This window comes from Streptomyces hypolithicus, assembly GCF_052934925.1.
This window is the reverse complement of record NZ_CM128811.1, coordinates 4,655,400-4,671,260: the sequence shown is the minus strand read 5'-3', so window position 1 is coordinate 4,671,260 and position 15,861 is coordinate 4,655,400. Positions and strand designations below refer to the sequence as shown.

General features: G+C 71.0%; 11 protein-coding genes. 8 read left to right on the top strand and 3 right to left on the bottom strand.

Annotated features, from left to right (window positions below; all coding sequences use genetic code 11):
• Nucleotides 1–322: 322 nt before the first annotated feature.
• The 6 genes from ACU6WZ_RS22040 (at nucleotide 323) to ACU6WZ_RS22015 (ending at nucleotide 10,995) form a co-directional block, all read left to right on the top strand.
• Nucleotides 323–1,867 carry a leucyl aminopeptidase gene (locus tag ACU6WZ_RS22040; RefSeq protein ID WP_447029868.1) on the top strand — a complete coding sequence of 515 codons (1,545 nt, stop codon included), beginning with the start codon at nucleotides 323–325 and terminating at the stop codon, nucleotides 1,865–1,867.
• Between the two features lie 427 nt (nucleotides 1,868–2,294).
• Nucleotides 2,295–3,683 carry a dihydrolipoyl dehydrogenase gene (lpdA, locus tag ACU6WZ_RS22035; protein ID WP_447029867.1) on the top strand — a complete coding sequence of 463 codons (1,389 nt, stop codon included), beginning with the start codon at nucleotides 2,295–2,297 and terminating at the stop codon, nucleotides 3,681–3,683.
• Between the two features lie 51 nt (nucleotides 3,684–3,734).
• A complete protein-coding gene (gene sucB, locus ACU6WZ_RS22030; RefSeq protein ID WP_447029866.1) occupies nucleotides 3,735–5,525 on the top strand; it encodes a 2-oxoglutarate dehydrogenase, E2 component, dihydrolipoamide succinyltransferase in 1,791 nt (596 codons plus the stop codon).
• A gap of 714 nt (nucleotides 5,526–6,239) precedes the next feature.
• Nucleotides 6,240–6,863, top strand: coding sequence for a GntR family transcriptional regulator (locus ACU6WZ_RS22025; RefSeq protein ID WP_447029864.1), 624 nt, complete (start codon nucleotides 6,240–6,242; stop codon nucleotides 6,861–6,863).
• 357 nt (nucleotides 6,864–7,220) lie between these two features.
• Nucleotides 7,221–9,890, top strand: a complete 2,670-nt coding sequence (gene aceE / locus ACU6WZ_RS22020) for a pyruvate dehydrogenase (acetyl-transferring), homodimeric type (RefSeq protein WP_447029863.1) — start codon at nucleotides 7,221–7,223, stop codon at nucleotides 9,888–9,890.
• Nucleotides 9,891–10,026: 136 nt separating this feature from the next.
• Nucleotides 10,027–10,995 (top strand): helix-turn-helix transcriptional regulator, encoded by a 969-nt coding sequence (locus ACU6WZ_RS22015; RefSeq protein ID WP_447029862.1) that lies wholly within the window; start codon nucleotides 10,027–10,029, stop codon nucleotides 10,993–10,995.
• A gap of 22 nt (nucleotides 10,996–11,017) precedes the next feature.
• Here ACU6WZ_RS22015 and ACU6WZ_RS22010 read toward each other — a convergent pair whose 3' ends face one another.
• Complete coding sequence (locus ACU6WZ_RS22010) at nucleotides 11,018–11,953, bottom strand: SDR family oxidoreductase (protein WP_447029861.1); 936 nt, start codon at nucleotides 11,951–11,953, stop codon at nucleotides 11,018–11,020.
• A gap of 201 nt (nucleotides 11,954–12,154) precedes the next feature.
• Between ACU6WZ_RS22010 and ACU6WZ_RS22005 the strand changes: the two genes are divergently transcribed.
• Nucleotides 12,155–12,673 (top strand): DUF4240 domain-containing protein, encoded by a 519-nt coding sequence (locus tag ACU6WZ_RS22005; RefSeq protein WP_447034177.1) that lies wholly within the window; start codon nucleotides 12,155–12,157, stop codon nucleotides 12,671–12,673.
• A 48-nt stretch (nucleotides 12,674–12,721) separates the two neighbouring features.
• Here ACU6WZ_RS22005 and ACU6WZ_RS22000 read toward each other — a convergent pair whose 3' ends face one another.
• The gene (locus tag ACU6WZ_RS22000) at nucleotides 12,722–13,858 is read right to left on the bottom strand and encodes a PP2C family protein-serine/threonine phosphatase (RefSeq protein WP_447029860.1); all 1,137 of its coding nucleotides are present in this window, start codon (nucleotides 13,856–13,858) and stop codon (nucleotides 12,722–12,724) included.
• A gap of 64 nt (nucleotides 13,859–13,922) precedes the next feature.
• On the bottom strand, nucleotides 13,923–14,459 hold the full coding sequence (locus ACU6WZ_RS21995) for a GNAT family N-acetyltransferase (protein ID WP_447029859.1): 537 nt from the start codon (nucleotides 14,457–14,459) through the stop codon (nucleotides 13,923–13,925).
• A gap of 110 nt (nucleotides 14,460–14,569) precedes the next feature.
• Between ACU6WZ_RS21995 and ACU6WZ_RS21990 the strand changes: the two genes are divergently transcribed.
• Nucleotides 14,570–15,460, top strand: a complete 891-nt coding sequence (locus tag ACU6WZ_RS21990) for a TIGR01777 family oxidoreductase (protein ID WP_447029858.1) — start codon at nucleotides 14,570–14,572, stop codon at nucleotides 15,458–15,460.
• The last annotated feature ends 401 nt before the right edge of the window (nucleotides 15,461–15,861 follow it).

Sequence of the window (15,861 nt, the reverse complement as noted above, 5' to 3'; positions counted from 1 at the left end):
TCGTCCACGGAGAGTTCGCGGACGACCTGTGGAAATCATGCAAAGCAAGGTCATGGTCACTTGCCTGATTGCCGCGAGTGTGACGGAGGCCTCACCCGCCGCAATGTAAACACGAAAAATGAGACCACTGATGAGTGAACGCCTCGCTGCTGTGATCGAACGACTCAACCGCGCGTAGGCTCAGCAGCGGCGCACATCCGGCCGGGCCGCCGGGTCGCCGGGTCGCCGGGTCGCCGGGTCGCCGGGAGAAAACGGACGCGTCGGGCGCGGCCGGCCCCACCCCTTCGGCCGAACAACTCAACGGAAGCGAGATTTCACCACCGTGACTGCTCTCACTCTCAGCACTTCCGGCGCGGCCGCGCTGCGCGCCGACGCCATCGTCGTCGGTGTGGCGAAGGGCGCTGGATCCAAGTCCGGGGACCTGGTCGTCGCACCGGGCGCCGAGGCCGTGGACAAGGCGTTCGACGGGAAGCTCGCCGCCGTCCTGGAGACCCTCGGCGCCTCGGGTGCCGAGGGCGAGGTCACCAAGCTGCCCGCGCCCGACGGCCTCAAGTCCCCCGTCGTGCTGGCCGTCGGCCTGGGCGCGGCGCTGGACAAGGACGACACGTACAGCGCCGAGTCGCTGCGCCGCGCGGCCGGCGCCGCCGCCCGCGCGCTGAGCGGTGCCAAGAAGGCCGGCTTCGCGCTGCCCGTGGAGGCCGTCGAAGACGCCGCGGCCGTCGCGGAGGGGGCCCTGCTCGGTGCGTACGCCTTCACGGCGTACCAGGGCGGAGAGAAGGGCGAGAAGGCAGCGGCCGACGGGGCGAAGCTGCCGCTCGCCGAGATCACCGTGCTCGGCGGCAAGCCGCGCGACAAGGCGTTCAAGGCCGCCGTGGAGCGCGCGCTGGCGCTGACCGAGGAGATCAACCGCGCCCGCGACCTGGTCAACACCCCGCCGAACGACCTGTACCCGGAGTCCTTCGCCGCCGTGGCCACTGCGGCCGGCAAGGAGCACGGTGTCAAGGTGCAGGTGCTGGACGAGAAGGCGCTCGTCAAGGGCGGCTTCGGCGGCATCCTCGGCGTAGGCCAGGGCTCGGAGCACGGCCCGCGCCTGGTGAAGCTCGCGTACACGCACCCCAAGGCGGAGAAGACCCTCGCCTACGTCGGCAAGGGCATCACCTACGACTCGGGCGGCATCTCGCTGAAGCCGGCCGGCCACAACGAGACGATGAAGTGCGACATGGCCGGCGCCGCCGCCGTGTTCGCCGCCGTCATCACGGCCGCCCGCCTCGGCCTGCGGGTCAACGTCACCGGCTGGCTGGCGCTCGCCGAGAACATGCCCTCCGGCAGCGCGACCCGCCCCGGTGACGTGCTGCGCATGTACAGCGGCAAGTCCGTCGAGGTGCTCAACACCGACGCCGAGGGCCGCCTGGTCCTCGGTGACGCGCTGACCCGCGCGTCCGAGGAGCACCCCGACGCGATCGTCGACGTGGCGACGCTGACCGGTGCGATGGTGGTGGCTCTCGGCAACCGGACCTTCGCCGTCATGGGCAACGACGAGTCGTTCCGTACCGCCATCCACGAGATCGCGGAGGAGGCCGGCGAGCAGTCCTGGCCGATGCCGATGCCGGTGGAGCTGCGCAAGGGCATGGACTCCGCGACCGCCGACATCGCGAACATGGGCGAGCGGATGGGCGGCGGTCTGGTCGCCGGTCTGTTCCTCCAGGAGTTCGTCGGCGAGGACATCGCCTGGGCGCACCTGGACATCGCGGGCCCGGCGTACAACGACGGCAGCCCCTTCGGCTACACCCCCAAGGGCGGCACCGGTTCCGCGATCCGCACCCTGGTGGCGCTCGCCGAGCACACCGCCGCGGGCGACCTCGGCTGACCCTGGCTCCGCGTGCGTACGGCCCCGGGCACGTGTCCGGGGCCGTACGCACGCCTCAGTAACGGCCTGGTGCGCGATAGGGGGCGGATCAGCCCGCGGCGTATCGCAAGGCGGCGGAGCGTCCTCATAGCGGAGCTATTAGGAGTTTCGCCAACGCGGCGAGGTGCCGTAGCCGGCGTCGCGGGCCCGTCCCCTATCGCGCACCAGGCCGTAAGCGCCTCAGTAAACGCGTCAGTAATTTGCGGCGAGCGGCCCCTGACCGTCTCGTTCCCCGGCCCCGCGTCCCGCCGTCCGTGAACAAGTGCGAGGATGGGTTCTCGGCAGGACAGGGCCCCCACCACAGGGCCGACACATAAAAGCGGCCGAACACCAGCCGCCGCCCGGTCATCGACGACCGCGCCCGGCGCACATGCATGGAGGACGTGACGTGGCGAACGACGCCAGCACCGTTTTCGACCTAGTGATCCTCGGCGGTGGCAGTGGCGGTTACGCCGCGGCCCTGCGCGGCGCTCAGCTTGGCCTGGATGTCGCCCTGATCGAGAAGAACAAGCTCGGCGGCACCTGCCTGCACAACGGCTGCATCCCGACGAAGGCACTGCTGCACGCGGGCGAGATCGCCGACCAGGCGCGCGAGTCCGAGCAGTTCGGCATCAAGGCGACCTTTGACGGCGTCGACATGGCGGGCGTCCACAAGTACAAGGACGACGTCATCGCCGGCCTGTACAAGGGCCTGCAGGGCCTGGTCGCCTCGCGCAAGGTGACGTACATCGAGGGCGAGGGCAAGCTCTCCTCCCCGACCTCCGTCGATGTGAACGGCCAGCGTGTCCAGGGCCGCCATGTCCTGCTGGCGACCGGCTCCGTGCCGAAGTCGCTGCCGGGCCTGGAGATCGACGGCAACCGCATCATCTCTTCGGACCACGCGCTGACGCTGGACCGGGTCCCGAAGTCCGCGATCGTGCTCGGCGGCGGCGTCATCGGCGTCGAGTTCGCCTCCGCGTGGAAGTCCTTCGGCACGGACGTGACCGTCGTCGAGGGCCTCAAGCACCTCGTGCCGGTCGAGGACGAGAACAGCTCGAAGCTGCTGGAGCGCGCGTTCCGCAAGCGCGGCATCACCTTCTCGCTGGGCGCGTTCTTCGAGAAGGCCGAGTACACGAACGACGGCGTCAAGGTCACCCTGGCCAACGGCAAGGAGTTCGAGGCCGAGCTGCTGCTCGTCGCGATCGGCCGCGGCCCGGTGTCGCAGGGCCTCGGGTACGAGGAGCAGGGCGTCGCGATGGACCGCGGCTACGTCCTGGTCGACGAGTACATGCAGACCAACGTGCCCACCATCTCGGCGGTCGGTGACCTCGTCCCCACGCTCCAGCTCGCGCACGTCGGCTTCGCCGAGGGCATGCTGGTGGCGGAGCGTCTGGCCGGGCTCAAGGTCGTTCCGGTCGACTACGACGGTGTGCCGCGCGTGACGTACTGCCACCCCGAGGTCGCTTCCGTGGGCATCACCGAGGCCAAGGCCAAGGAGATCTACGGCGCGGACAAGGTCGTCGCACTGAAGTACAACCTCGCGGGCAACGGCAAGAGCAAGATCCTCAAGACCGCGGGCGAGATCAAGCTCGTCCAGGTCAAGGACGGTGCCGTGGTCGGCGTCCACATGGTCGGTGACCGTATGGGCGAGCAGGTCGGCGAGGCTCAGTTGATCTACAACTGGGAGGCGCTGCCGGCCGAGGTCGCGCAGCTCGTCCACGCCCACCCGACGCAGAACGAGGCGATGGGCGAGGCCCACCTGGCCCTGGCCGGCAAGCCTCTCCACTCCCACGACTGATCCAGTCCCGGGCGCGACGACCACTTCACTTTGTTAGGAGCAACCGAAACCATGTCGGTTTCCGTAACCCTTCCGGCGCTCGGTGAGAGCGTTACCGAGGGCACTGTCACCCGTTGGCTGAAGGCCGAGGGCGAGCGCGTCGAGGTCGACGAGCCGCTGCTCGAGGTGTCGACCGACAAGGTCGACACCGAGATCCCGGCGCCCGCCGCCGGCATTCTCTCGTCCATCAAGGTCGCCGAAGACGAGACGGTGGAGGTCGGCGCCGAGCTGGCCGTCATCGACGACGGCTCGGGCGCGCCCGCAGCCGAGGCCTCCGCTCCGGCCGCCGCCGAGGAGGCACCGGCCGAGGCCGAGGCCCCCGAGGCCCCCGCCGCCCAGTCCGAGCCCGAGCCGGAGGCCGAGCCCGCTGCGGCTCCGGCCGAGGCCGAGGCCCCTGCTGCCGCCCCGTCCGGCGGCGCCTCCGGTACGGACGTCGTACTGCCCGCACTGGGCGAGTCGGTCACCGAGGGCACCGTCACCCGCTGGCTGAAGGAGGTCGGCGAGGAGGTCGCGGAGGACGAGCCGCTGCTCGAGGTCTCGACCGACAAGGTCGACACCGAGATCCCCTCCCCGACCGCCGGAACGCTGCTGGAGATCCTGGTCGGCGAGGACGAGACCGCCGAGGTCGGCGCGAAGCTCGCCGTCATCGGCGACAAGGGCACGGCCCCGGCTCAGGAGACCCCGAAGCAGGAAGCGCCCAAGCCGGAGGAAGCCCCGAAGCAGGAGGCCCCCCAGCAGCAGGCTCCGGCTCCGAAGCAGGAGCAGGCCGCCCCCGCTCCCCAGGCCCCGGCCGCCCCGGCGGCCGCCCCGGCCAAGGCTGCCGCGCCGGCTGCCCCTGCCGCTCCCGCTCCCGCTGCCCCTGCCTCTGCGGGCGACGCGGACGGTGCGTACGTGACCCCGCTGGTCCGTAAGCTCGCCGCCGAGAACAACGTCGACCTGGGCGCGGTCAAGGGCTCCGGCGTCGGTGGCCGCATCCGCAAGCAGGACGTTGTAGCCGCAGCGGAGGCCGCCAAGGCCGCCGCGGCTCCGGCTGCCGCCGCCCCGGCGGCCGCTTCGAAGGCTCCGTCCCTCGAGGCGTCCCCGCTGCGCGGTCAGACGGTCAAGATGACCCGCATGCGCAAGGTCATCGGCGACAACATGATGAAGGCCCTGCACACGCAGGCCCAGCTGACCTCGGTCGTCGAGGTCGACATCACCAAGCTCATGAAGCTGCGCAACCAGGCGAAGGACGCGTTCGCCGCCCGCGAGGGCGTCAAACTGTCCCCGATGCCGTTCTTCGTCAAGGCGGCGGCCCAGGCGCTGAAGGCCTACCCGGTCGTCAACGCCCGGATCAACGAGGATGAGGGCACGATCACCTACTTCGACACCGAGAACATCGGTATCGCGGTGGACTCCGAGAAGGGTCTGATGACTCCGGTCATCAAGGGTGCGGGCGACCTCAACCTGGCGGGCATCTCCAAGAAGACCGCCGAGCTGGCCAGCAAGGTCCGCGGCAACAAGATCACCCCGGACGAGCTGTCCGGAGCGACCTTCACCATCAGCAACACCGGTTCGCGCGGTGCGCTGTTCGACACCGTCATCGTGCCGCCGAACCAGGTCGCCATCCTGGGCATCGGCGCCACCGTCAAGCGTCCGGCGGTCATCGAGACCGCCGAGGGCACCGTCATCGGCATCCGCGACATGACGTACCTGGCTCTCTCCTACGACCACCGCCTGGTGGACGGCGCCGACGCGGCCCGTTACCTGACGGCCGTCAAGGCGATCCTGGAGGCCGGCGAGTTCGAGGTCGAGCTCGGGCTGTAAAGCACACCTGCTGTACGACGGCGCCCCCGCCCGGAGAGATCCGGGCGGGGGCGCCGTCCGTTTGCCGCAGCGGCCTTACGGCCTGGTGCGCGATAGGGGGCGGATCAGCCCGCGGCGTCGGATGCGGTGCATCGCAAGGCGGCGGAGCGTCCTCATAGCGGAGCCATTAGGGGTGTCTGACAATTCCCCGTGGGTCAAGGAGCGGCGTCCGGTGCGTGCGATCGCAAGGCGCCGGACAGTCCTCGTAGCGGAGCTACCAGGGCTTTTCGCCAACGCGGCGAGGTGCCGTAGCCGGCGTCGCGGGCCCGTCCCCTATCGCGCACCAGGCCGTAAGCGGGTTGTGCTCCACGCGTGTTACCGCCTACGGCAGAACCGGCAACATCCCGGCCGTTGGGTTACTGCGTCGCTCACGGTCGGGGCGTGGAAGTCAGAGCAGGCCGCGCTCAGTTGCCGACACCTTCGTCTGACCTGGATCCGGGCCCGGGACACCACGATGTGGAGCGACGGCGTGTGGCTCGTCGACTCGACGGCTACTGCGGTCGCACTCCCGGTACTTCGGGGGACTGCGCCTGCGCCTGGTGCAACCAGGCATCGTCTGCCAGCGGCGTTCATTTCTGTGCGGCCGGCCGCTGAGGGCTGTGTGCGGGCCGCTGCGACAATGACCGGTAGCCTCGGCCAGGGCCACAGCCTCGGCCTCCACGAAGGAGCTCCCTCATGACCCCGCCCGTCGTCCACTCGCTGCGCGAGCAGATCCGCGAGCACATCGTGGAGGGGATCGTCAGCGGGCGCTGGAAGCCGGGCGAGCGGATCGTGGAGCGCCGGATCGCGACCGAGCTGCAGGTCAGCCAGACGCCGGTGCGGGAGGCACTGCGGGAGCTGGAGTCGTTGCGGCTGATCGAGTCGGCGCCCAACAAGGGCGTACGGGTACGGAACCTGTCGGCGGCCGACCTGGAGGAGAGCTACCCGGTACGGGCCGGCCTGGAGCAGATCGCGGCGGAGCTGGCGGCGGACGCGCTGGCCGACGACTGCTCGGCGCTGGAACCGCATGTGGCGGCGCTGTACGAGGCGGACCGCCTGGCGGACGGCACCGGGCAGGTGCGGCACACCGTGGCCTTCCACCGGGAGCTGGTGCGGGCGGCGGGCAACGGTGTTCTGCTGCACACATGGGAGGGGCTCGGCATCGAGGTGTTCACCGCGCTCTCGATCCGCTGGCTGGGGACGGTGCAGAAGTCGTACGCCGAGGAGCACGAGGCGCTGGTGGACGCGTTCCGGCGGCGTGACCCGGCGATCGGCACGCTGGTCAAGGCGCATGTCCTGGGGTGCGCGCCGCGGGCGTGACGGTGGCCTGGTGCAGGGTGCGGGTGCTGCGGGGGCGGGCGCGGGGGCGTCGGGTGCGGGGCCGCCGGGTGCGGGGCCGCCGGGGGTGCGGGGGTCAGGCGTGCGGGTGGCCTGCGGCGCTTCGGCGTGCGGACCCCGGCATGCATCCCAAATGCCCGAAACGCCCCGGCACCCCGTGCCCTATTCCGCGGCACGGAATGCCAATTTCATTGCGCGGGCAAGTTTTTCGCCCCCAGGCTTTGATCGATCATCGATCAGCGACTTACAGTCGACGACGGGTCCACCGACCCGCCGCCCTGTCCTGCCAGACACGGCACCCTTTTCTTCACCCCCCCTCCTGTCCGGAAGGCGGCCATCGTGACCGACCCCGTACGCATTTCCCCGAGCGAGCTCGACCAGCTCCCGGACCGTGACACCGAGGAGACCGCCGAGTGGGCGGCCTCCCTCGACGCCGTCACCAAGGCCGCCGGCCCGCACCGGGCGGCCTACCTGATGCGCCGCACGCTCCAGCACGCCGAAGGCTCCGGCATCGCCCTGCCGAAGCTGCTGGAGACGGACTACGTCAACACCATCCCGACCTCCGCCGAGCCCGCCTTCGACGGCGACGAGGCGATGGAATCCCGTATCGCCGCCTGGAACCGCTGGAACGCGGCCGCCATGGTCACCCGCGGCTCCCGGTTCGGCGTGGGCGGGCACATCGCCACCTTCGCCTCCGCGGCCTGGCTGTACGAGACGGGCTTCAACCACTTCTTCCGCGGAAAGGAGGGGGACGGCTCCGGCGACCAGCTCTACATCCAGGGCCACGCCTCCCCCGGCATCTACGCCCGCGCCTTCCTCGACGGCCGCATCAACGAGGGCCAGCTCGACCGCTTCCGCCAGGAGGCCGGCGGCGACGGCCTGCCGTCGTACCCGCACCCGCGGCGGCTGCCGTGGCTCTGGGAGTTCCCGACCGTGTCCATGGGCCTCGGCCCGCTCTCCGCGATCTACCAGGCGCGCTTCAACCGCTACCTGGAGAACCGCAAGATCAAGGACACCTCGAACTCGCACGTCTGGGCGTTCCTCGGCGACGGCGAGATGGACGAGCCGGAGTCGACCACCGCGATCACCCTCGCCGCCCGCGAGCAGCTCGACAACCTCACCTTCGTCATCAACTGCAACCTCCAGCGCCTCGACGGCCCGGTCCGCGCCAACTTCCGGGTCGTGCAGGAGCTGGAGGCGCAGTTCCGCGGCGCCGGCTGGAACGTCGTCAAGACGCTCTGGGGCTCCGCCTGGGACGAGCTGTTCCAGCTCGACACCCAGGGGGCGCTGGTGCGCCGCCTGCGTGAGGTGCCGGACGCGCAGTTCCAGACGTACGCGACCCGTGACGCGGCGTACATCCGCGAGCACTTCTTCGGCGCCGAGCCCGCGCTGGCCGAGCTGGGCAAGCTGCTTACCGACGCGAAGATCGCCGAGTGCTTCCACACCTCGCGCGGCGGCCACGAGGCCCGCAAGGTGTACGCGGCGTACCGGGCGGCCGTGGAGTTCAAGGGCGCGCCGACGGTGATCCTCGCGCAGACCGTGAAGGGCTACACGCTCGGCCCGGGCTTCGAGTCCAAGAACGCCAACCACCAGATGAAGAAGCTGTCCGGCAAGGAGTTCCGCGCGATGCGGGACCTGCTGGAGCTGCCGATCCCCGACTCGAAGCTGGACGAGGAGCTGGTGCCGTACGGGCACCCGGGCGCCGACTCCACCGAGGTCCGCTACCTCCAGGAGCGCCGCGCCGCCCTCGGCGGCCCCGCGCCCGCGCGCCGGGTGCACGCGGTGGCGCTGCCGGAACCGCAGGAGCGCGCGTTCCAGGCGCTCAAGAAGGGGTCCGGCAAGCAGGAGATGGCCACCACCATGGCCTTCGTCCGGCTGGCCAAGGAGCTGATGCGGGACAAGGAGACCGGCAAGCGGTGGGTGCCGATCGTGCCCGACGAGGCGCGTACCTTCGGCATGGAGTCGCTGTTCCCCTCGGCCGGCATCTACTCGCCGCTGGGCCAGACGTACGAGCCCGTCGACCGCGACCAGCTCATGTACTACAAGGAAGCCACGAACGGCCAGATCCTCAACGAGGGGATCACCGAGGCCGGCGCGATGGCCGACTTCATCGCCGCGTCGACGTCGTACGCGACGCACGGCGAGCCGATGATCCCGTTCTACATCTTCTACTCGATGTTCGGCTGGCAGCGCACGGCCGACCAGATGTGGCAGCTCGGTGACCAGCTGGGCCGCGGCTTCATCGTCGGCGCGACCGCCGGACGTACGACTCTGACCGGTGAGGGCCTCCAGCACGCGGACGGCCACTCGCACCTGATCGCGTCCACCAACCCGGCGTCGCTCAACTACGACCCGGCGTTCGCATACGAGATCGCGGTCATCGTCAAGGACGGTCTGCGGCGGATGTACGGCCCCGAGGCCGAGAACGTCTTCTACTACCTGACCGTCTACAACGAGCCGAAGCCGCAGCCCGCGATGCCGGATGGCGTCGAGGAGGGCATCCTCAAGGGCCTCTACCGCTTCAAGGAGGCCGCCGCCCCGGCCGCCGACGCGCCGCGAGCTCAGCTGCTCGCGTCGGGTACGGCGATCCACTGGGCGCTGGAGGCGCAGGAACTCCTCGCGGCGGACTGGGGTGTCGCGGCCGACGTGTGGTCGGCCACGTCGTGGGGCGAGCTGCGGCGGGACGCGCTGGAGTGCGACGAGGCGCTGCTGCGCGGCGAGATGCGCACCCCGTACGTCACCCAGGCACTCGAAGGCGCCCCCGGTCCGGTGCTCGCGGTGAGCGACTGGATGCGTCAGGTCCCGGACCAGATCAGCCAGTGGGTCGAGCAGGACTACTCCTCGCTGGGCACGGACGGCTTCGGCCTCTCCGACACCCGTGAGGCGGCGCGACGCCACTTCGGCGTCGACGCGCAGTCCGTGGTGGTCGCGGCCCTCGCCCAGCTGGCCCGGCGCGGCGAGGTGCCGGCGTCGGCGGTCAAGGAGGCGCGGGAGCGGTACGGCCTCTGAGCCGGTGCCTCTGCGTCGGTGCCCGGGCGTGTCGGGGCACCGCCGCCCGGCCCCCGCTCCTCAATCGCCGGAGGCGCTGGTTTTCCCAGCGTCTCCGGCGGGTGAGGGCATGCCCCCACCCGGCACAATGGCCCGCATGCGCGCAGCCCGGCTCATCAAGATGGTGCTTCTGCTCCAGTCCCGCGCCTCCATGACCGCCGCCGAGCTGGCGCGTGAGCTGGAGGTCTCCGAGCGGACCATCACGCGGGACGCGCAGGCCCTTTCGGAAGCGGGTGTTCCGGTGTACGCCGACCGGGGCCGGGCTGGGGGCTACCGGCTGATCGGGGGGTACCGCACCCGGCTGACCGGGCTGGCCCGCAGCGAGGCCGAGGCGCTGTTCCTGTCCGGACTGCCGGGCGCGCTGCGCGAGATGGGCCTGGACGACGCCGCGTCGGCCGCACGCCTCAAGGTCTCCGCGGCGCTGCTGCCCTCGCTGCGGGACGCGTCCGACACGGCGGCGCAGCGCTTCCATCTCGACGCACCCGGCTGGTACCAGGAGCCGAAGACCCCCGCGTTGCTGCCCGTCATCGCCGAGGCCGTCTGGGACGACCGGATGATGACCGGCCGCTACCGGCGCGGCCAGGACCACGAGGTGGAGCGCGAACTGGCCCCCTACGGCCTCGTGCTGAAGGCCGGCGTCTGGTATCTGTGCGCCCGCGCGGAGGGGGAATTCCGGGTCTACCGGATCGACCGTTTCGCCGCCGTGGCGGTGTCCGAGGAGCGCTTCGTACGGGACGAAAGCTTTCTGCTGCCGGAGTTCTGGGAGGAGCGGGCCGCGGATTTCGCCCGCTCGATCCTGCGCTCCGAGGTGGAGGTGCGGCTGTCGGAGTCCGGCGCACGCCAACTGCCGTACGCCGTGGACCGCGCGGCGGCCACGGAGGCGCTGGCAGGGGCCGGGCCGCCGGACGAGCTGGGGCGTATCACGATCACGCTGCCGGTCGAGTCCTGGGATGTCGCCTACGGCCAGCTGCTGTCGCTCGGGCCCGAGCTGGAGGTCCTGCGGCCGCCGGACCTCCGCGCGCGTTTCGCGGAGGCGGCGGCCCGTACGGCACGGCTGTATCAGTAGGCAGCGGGCAGCAGGATCGTCGTTAGCGGTAGTCACTTGCCGGGGCGTCCTTGCCGCCCAGGGAGACCTCCATGATGTACGGCCAGGCATCGGGGCGGCTGCCGTCCGCGTCCGTGAAGCCGTACTCCTTCGCGAGCTGGCCGCTGGACAGCGACCGCTTGTTCCAGCGTGCCCTCTCCGGGTCCGCCGCGATGGCCGCGACCGCCCGGCCGACGTACACCGGCGACTCGGCGATCACGAAGTCCGGAACCTGGGCGATGGCGTCGCGCCAGTTCTCCTCGGTGACGCCGAACGTGTCCAGCATCTCCTCCGAGCGCAGGAAGCCCGGAGTCACGCTGACCGCTGTGCAGCCCACGTCCTCCAGGTCGTGGCCGAGGTTGAACGCCATCCGGATCGGCGCGTTCTTGGCGAGGTCGAAGTAGTAGTTCTCCCGGAAGCGGGTCCGGTTGTACTCGTCGGTACCGTCCGTCACCTCCACCACCAGACCGCCCCGGTTCCTCACCAGCAGCGGCAGCGCGACGCTGCTGGTGATGGCGTGGGACTTCACGCTCAGCTCCAGCATGCGCAGCCCGGTGGCGAGTTCGGTGTCCCACATCTTCTTGCCGAATTCGACCAGCCGCTCGCCGCCCCAGCAGTTGTTGACCAGGATGTCCAGCCGGCCGCGCTCCCGGTCGATGCGCTCCACGAGCGCCCGTACCTGGTCGGCTTCGAGGTGATCGGTGGGTACGGCGATGCCTTCGCCGCCCTCGGCCGTGACGAGTTCTGCCGTCTGCTCGATCGTCTCTCCCGGGCGGCCGACCTCGCTGGTGTGCTCACGGGTGGTGCGGCCGGTGACGTACACCGTGGCTCCTGCCGCGCCCAGTTGTACGGCGATCGCCCGGCCCGCGCCCCGGGTGGCTCCGGCCACCAGTGCGATCCGGTCTTTCAGCGCGTTCCGTGGTACGCCCTGCTCATCCATGTCTGCTCCGTAACTCGTCGGGAACTCGTCGGGCGGCGACCATGCCGTCCAGATCACACTGGCACCCCATCCGGACACCTGCTGTCGGGCTTTCGGCGTCGCCGTCCCGCGGCTTCGCGCTTTCGGCGCAGGTAACGACACAGCCGCATCCGGTGCGCCCCGCGTGCGTGGGCCAGTGCCAAGGCCGATGCTTGTCCCGTGATGGACGAGACGGAATTCTGGGAGATCATCGACAGCACCCGCGTGGCCGCCGAGGGCGACCCCGAGGACCATGCCGACCTGCTGGTCGAGCAGCTGATCCAGCGTGACCCCGATTCCGTGCTCGACTTCGCCAGACACTTCGAGACGCGCTACAACCGGGCGTACCGCTGGGATCTGTGGGGCGCGGCGGCCGTGCTGCTCGACGGTGCGAGCGACGACGCCTTCGACTACTTCCGCTGCTGGCTGATCGGCCAGGGGCGGGAGGTCTTCGAGGGGGCGCTGCACGACCCGGACCAGCTGGCCGTCCTGCTCGACGATTTCGACGAGGAGGTGGACGGGGACGGCGAGGAGCTGGGATACGCCGCGGACGAGGCGTACGAGCAGCTCACCGGCGCGGTCGCACCCGGCCTCGGGGTCGCTCCGCAAGCGCCGGAACCGGAGGGCACGCCGTTCGACTTCGAGGACGACGGCGCCCTGGCCGACCGCTTCCCCCGGCTCTGGGAGCGCTTCGGCGGGTAGGTTCTGTCCCCCGGTTGGCGTCCGGTCGGCGTCCGGTCGTCGTCCGGCTCAGAGTGCAGGCTGCTCTTGGTACGCCGGGCCGGGGGCGAGGGCGAGCAGGGCCACGTCGTCCTGCACGTCCTCCGCCTTGCCGACGAAGCCGACCAGGTCCCGGCGTACGGCCTCGGTGAGGCCCCCCAGGTCGTCCGCGGGGACTTCGGCGGCCACCGCCGGCAGCCTAAGCGCCAGCGGATAGAAGTCGCCGGCCGGGCCGCGCGCCTCCGTCACCCCGTCGGTGTGGGCCAGGATCCGGTCTCCGTGCTCCAGCGGTACCACGGCCACTTCGGCCGGGGCCATACCGGTGAGGCCCAGGCCCAGCGGGGGCGCCGGGTCCACCTGGACCTCGCGCGCCGCACCGCCCCGCAGCAGCAGCGGTGGCGGGTGACCGCAGCTGACCACCCGTACCACGTCGTCATCGGCCGGGAACTCCAGCACCACGGCGGTCGCGAACAGCTCCGCGTGCTCCACCCCGGCGGAGTCGACGACCAGGCGCCGGTCCAGCCGGGCCGCCACCTGCGCCAGGTCCGCCTCGTCGAGTACGGCTTCGCGGAAGGCGCCCAGCAGCGCCGCGACCGTGGCGACCGCGGCCAGCCCGTGCCCCTGCACGTCGGCCACCAGGGCCCGTACGCCGTGGCTGCTCTCCCGCACGTCGTACAGGTCACCGCCGACCAGCGTCCCGCGCTGCGCCGAGCGGTACAGACCGGCGCAGCGCACCCGTCCCACGGACGCGGGCAGCGGCGGCAGTACGGCGAACTGCGCGGCCTCCGCCACCGTGCGGACCGTCACCAGCTGTTCGTCCCGGCGCACCCGCACCCACGCGATGGCCACACTCAGCAGCACCACGACGAACACCGCGACCAGGTCCGAGTCCTCGACGTAATCGCGTTGCTGGCTGTACGGCAGGGACAGCGCCACCAGGGTGAGCCCGCCGAGCACCGCCACCCACACTGGTCCGTAGGCCAGGGCCGCGGTCGGAGTGAGCGCGACCAGGAAGAAGCCCAGCTGGACGTTTTCCGGGGTGACGACCTGAGCGGTGGTCAGCAGCACCAGGATCAGGGCGGGCAAAGCCCTGATCCAGCGCGGCGGAGCCGTTCCGCCGAGCCGTCCCGCAACCTCTTCCGCGCCCCTGGCCCGGCTGGAGCTCATGCGGCGAGGGGCCCGCGGCTCGTCGCCCGGGTCGCTGACGTGGAATGCATCCTGGCCTCTCTCATTACGAATCCACTATGACCCGCGGGTCCAGGGCGCGCCCCATGAGCACATCGTCGACGTACTCGCCGCGCAGCAGGAACTCACCAGGCAGCACGCCCTCCACCGCGAACCCCTCGGCGGCGTAGAGCGCCCGCGCGGGGGCGTTGTGGCCGAGTACGCGCAGTGTCATCCGGGTCGCTCCCCGGCGCCGTGCCTCATCCAGGGAGGCGCGCAGCAGGGCGCGCCCGACGCCTTGCCCACGCGCGTGGGCCGCCACGGCAAGGCCCTGGATCTGCAGGACGTGCGCGTTGCTGGCGAGCGGGGTGGGCGGGACCATCCGGAGGTATCCGACGACCGCCCCGCCCAGTTCGGCCACCAGGATGTTCTCGGGCGGGTGCCCCTCGTCGAAGAACGGCGGGTGGGGCGGCCGGGGCATCGGCTGCACCGAGTGAACCGGCGACCAGGTGGCCCGGTCCAGGTCGCCCAGAGCCTTCTCGTCGGCTGCGGCGGCGGGGCGTATGAGAGGGGAAACCTCGAGGGAAACGGGCGTGTCAGACATGCCTTTCACTGTGTCACGCGAGCCCCGCCAGGCCCTGATGTGGGCCGGGTGGGGAGTGGGGGGCGGGGAATGGGGGGCGGGGAATGGGGGGGCCGGGGCAGGATGGGTGCATGCGGATTGCGGTCACCGGTTCGTCCGGTCTCATCGGTACGGCGCTCGTGCGCTCGCTGCGCACGGACGGACACGAAGTGGTGCGCTTGGTACGGCGTCCCGCGAAGAACGCGGAGGAGGTGAGGTGGGATCCCAAGCGGCAGTACGTCGATGCCGACGGGCTTGCCGGGTGTGAGGCCGTCGTCCATCTGGCGGGTGCCGGTGTGGGTGACCACCGGTGGACCCCCGCGTACAAGAAGGAGATCCGCGACAGCAGGGTCCTCGGAACGGCCGCGATCGCCGAAACCATCGCTTCCCTGGACGCGCCGCCGGGCGTTCTCGTGAGTGGCTCAGCGATCGGCTACTACGGCGACACCGGGGAACGCTCGGTCGATGAGGACGCGCCGCCCGGCGAAGGCTTCCTGCCGTCGGTCTGCGTGGAGTGGGAGGACGCGGCCGCTCCTGCGCAGGAGGCAGGCGTACGCACCGTCTTCGCCCGCACCGGTCTGGTGGTGGCGCGGGAGGGCGGGGCGTGGGGGAAGCTCTTCCCCCTCTTCAAGGCGGGGCTCGGCGGGCGGATCGGATCCGGCCGCCAGTACTGGAGCTTTATCGCGCTGCACGATCACATCGCCGCACTGCGGCATCTGATCGACACCGAGTCGCTGTCGGGTCCGGTGAACCTCACCGCGCCGCAGCCGGTCACCAACCGGGAGGTCACGGAGGCGATGGGGCGCGTGCTGGGGCGCCCGACGCTGCTGAGCGTTCCGGCGCCGGCGTTGCGGCTCGCGCTGGGCGAGTTCTCCGGGGACGTGCTGGGCAGCCAGCGGGTGGTGCCGCGGCGGCTGGAGGAGTCCGGCTTCTCCTTCGCGTTCCCCGGCGTCGAGGAGGCCGTACGGGCGGCGCTGCGCTGAGGCGCGCTGAGGCGGCGCGGGGCTCTTGGCGCGGTGCCGGCGCCGGGGCGCGGGGGCGGGGCGTTGGGGTCGGTGCCGTGCCGGGGCGTCTCCTCGGGTGTCGAACGTTCGGGCACGTCGGGTTGTTCGGGGTGTTTGCGTTCGACACCCTGCGGGGAGCGCCCCGACACGTCCCCTCCCGGCACCTCGAGATGCGACGCGGGGAATTCTCCGCACGCTGGCGTGGGCTGGTTCTGGGAGGTGCGGGCGGCGGACACCAGACGGCGTTCCGATCGGTTTTGGATGCTTCCCTTTTCTTTCGTGACCGGTTCGCTTCGGTTGTGCTCCGGTTGTGCTCCCGTGCCCCGGTCGATGCGCGACTGCGGTGCGCCGTGCCCCGCTTCTACGCTGCACCCCGGATT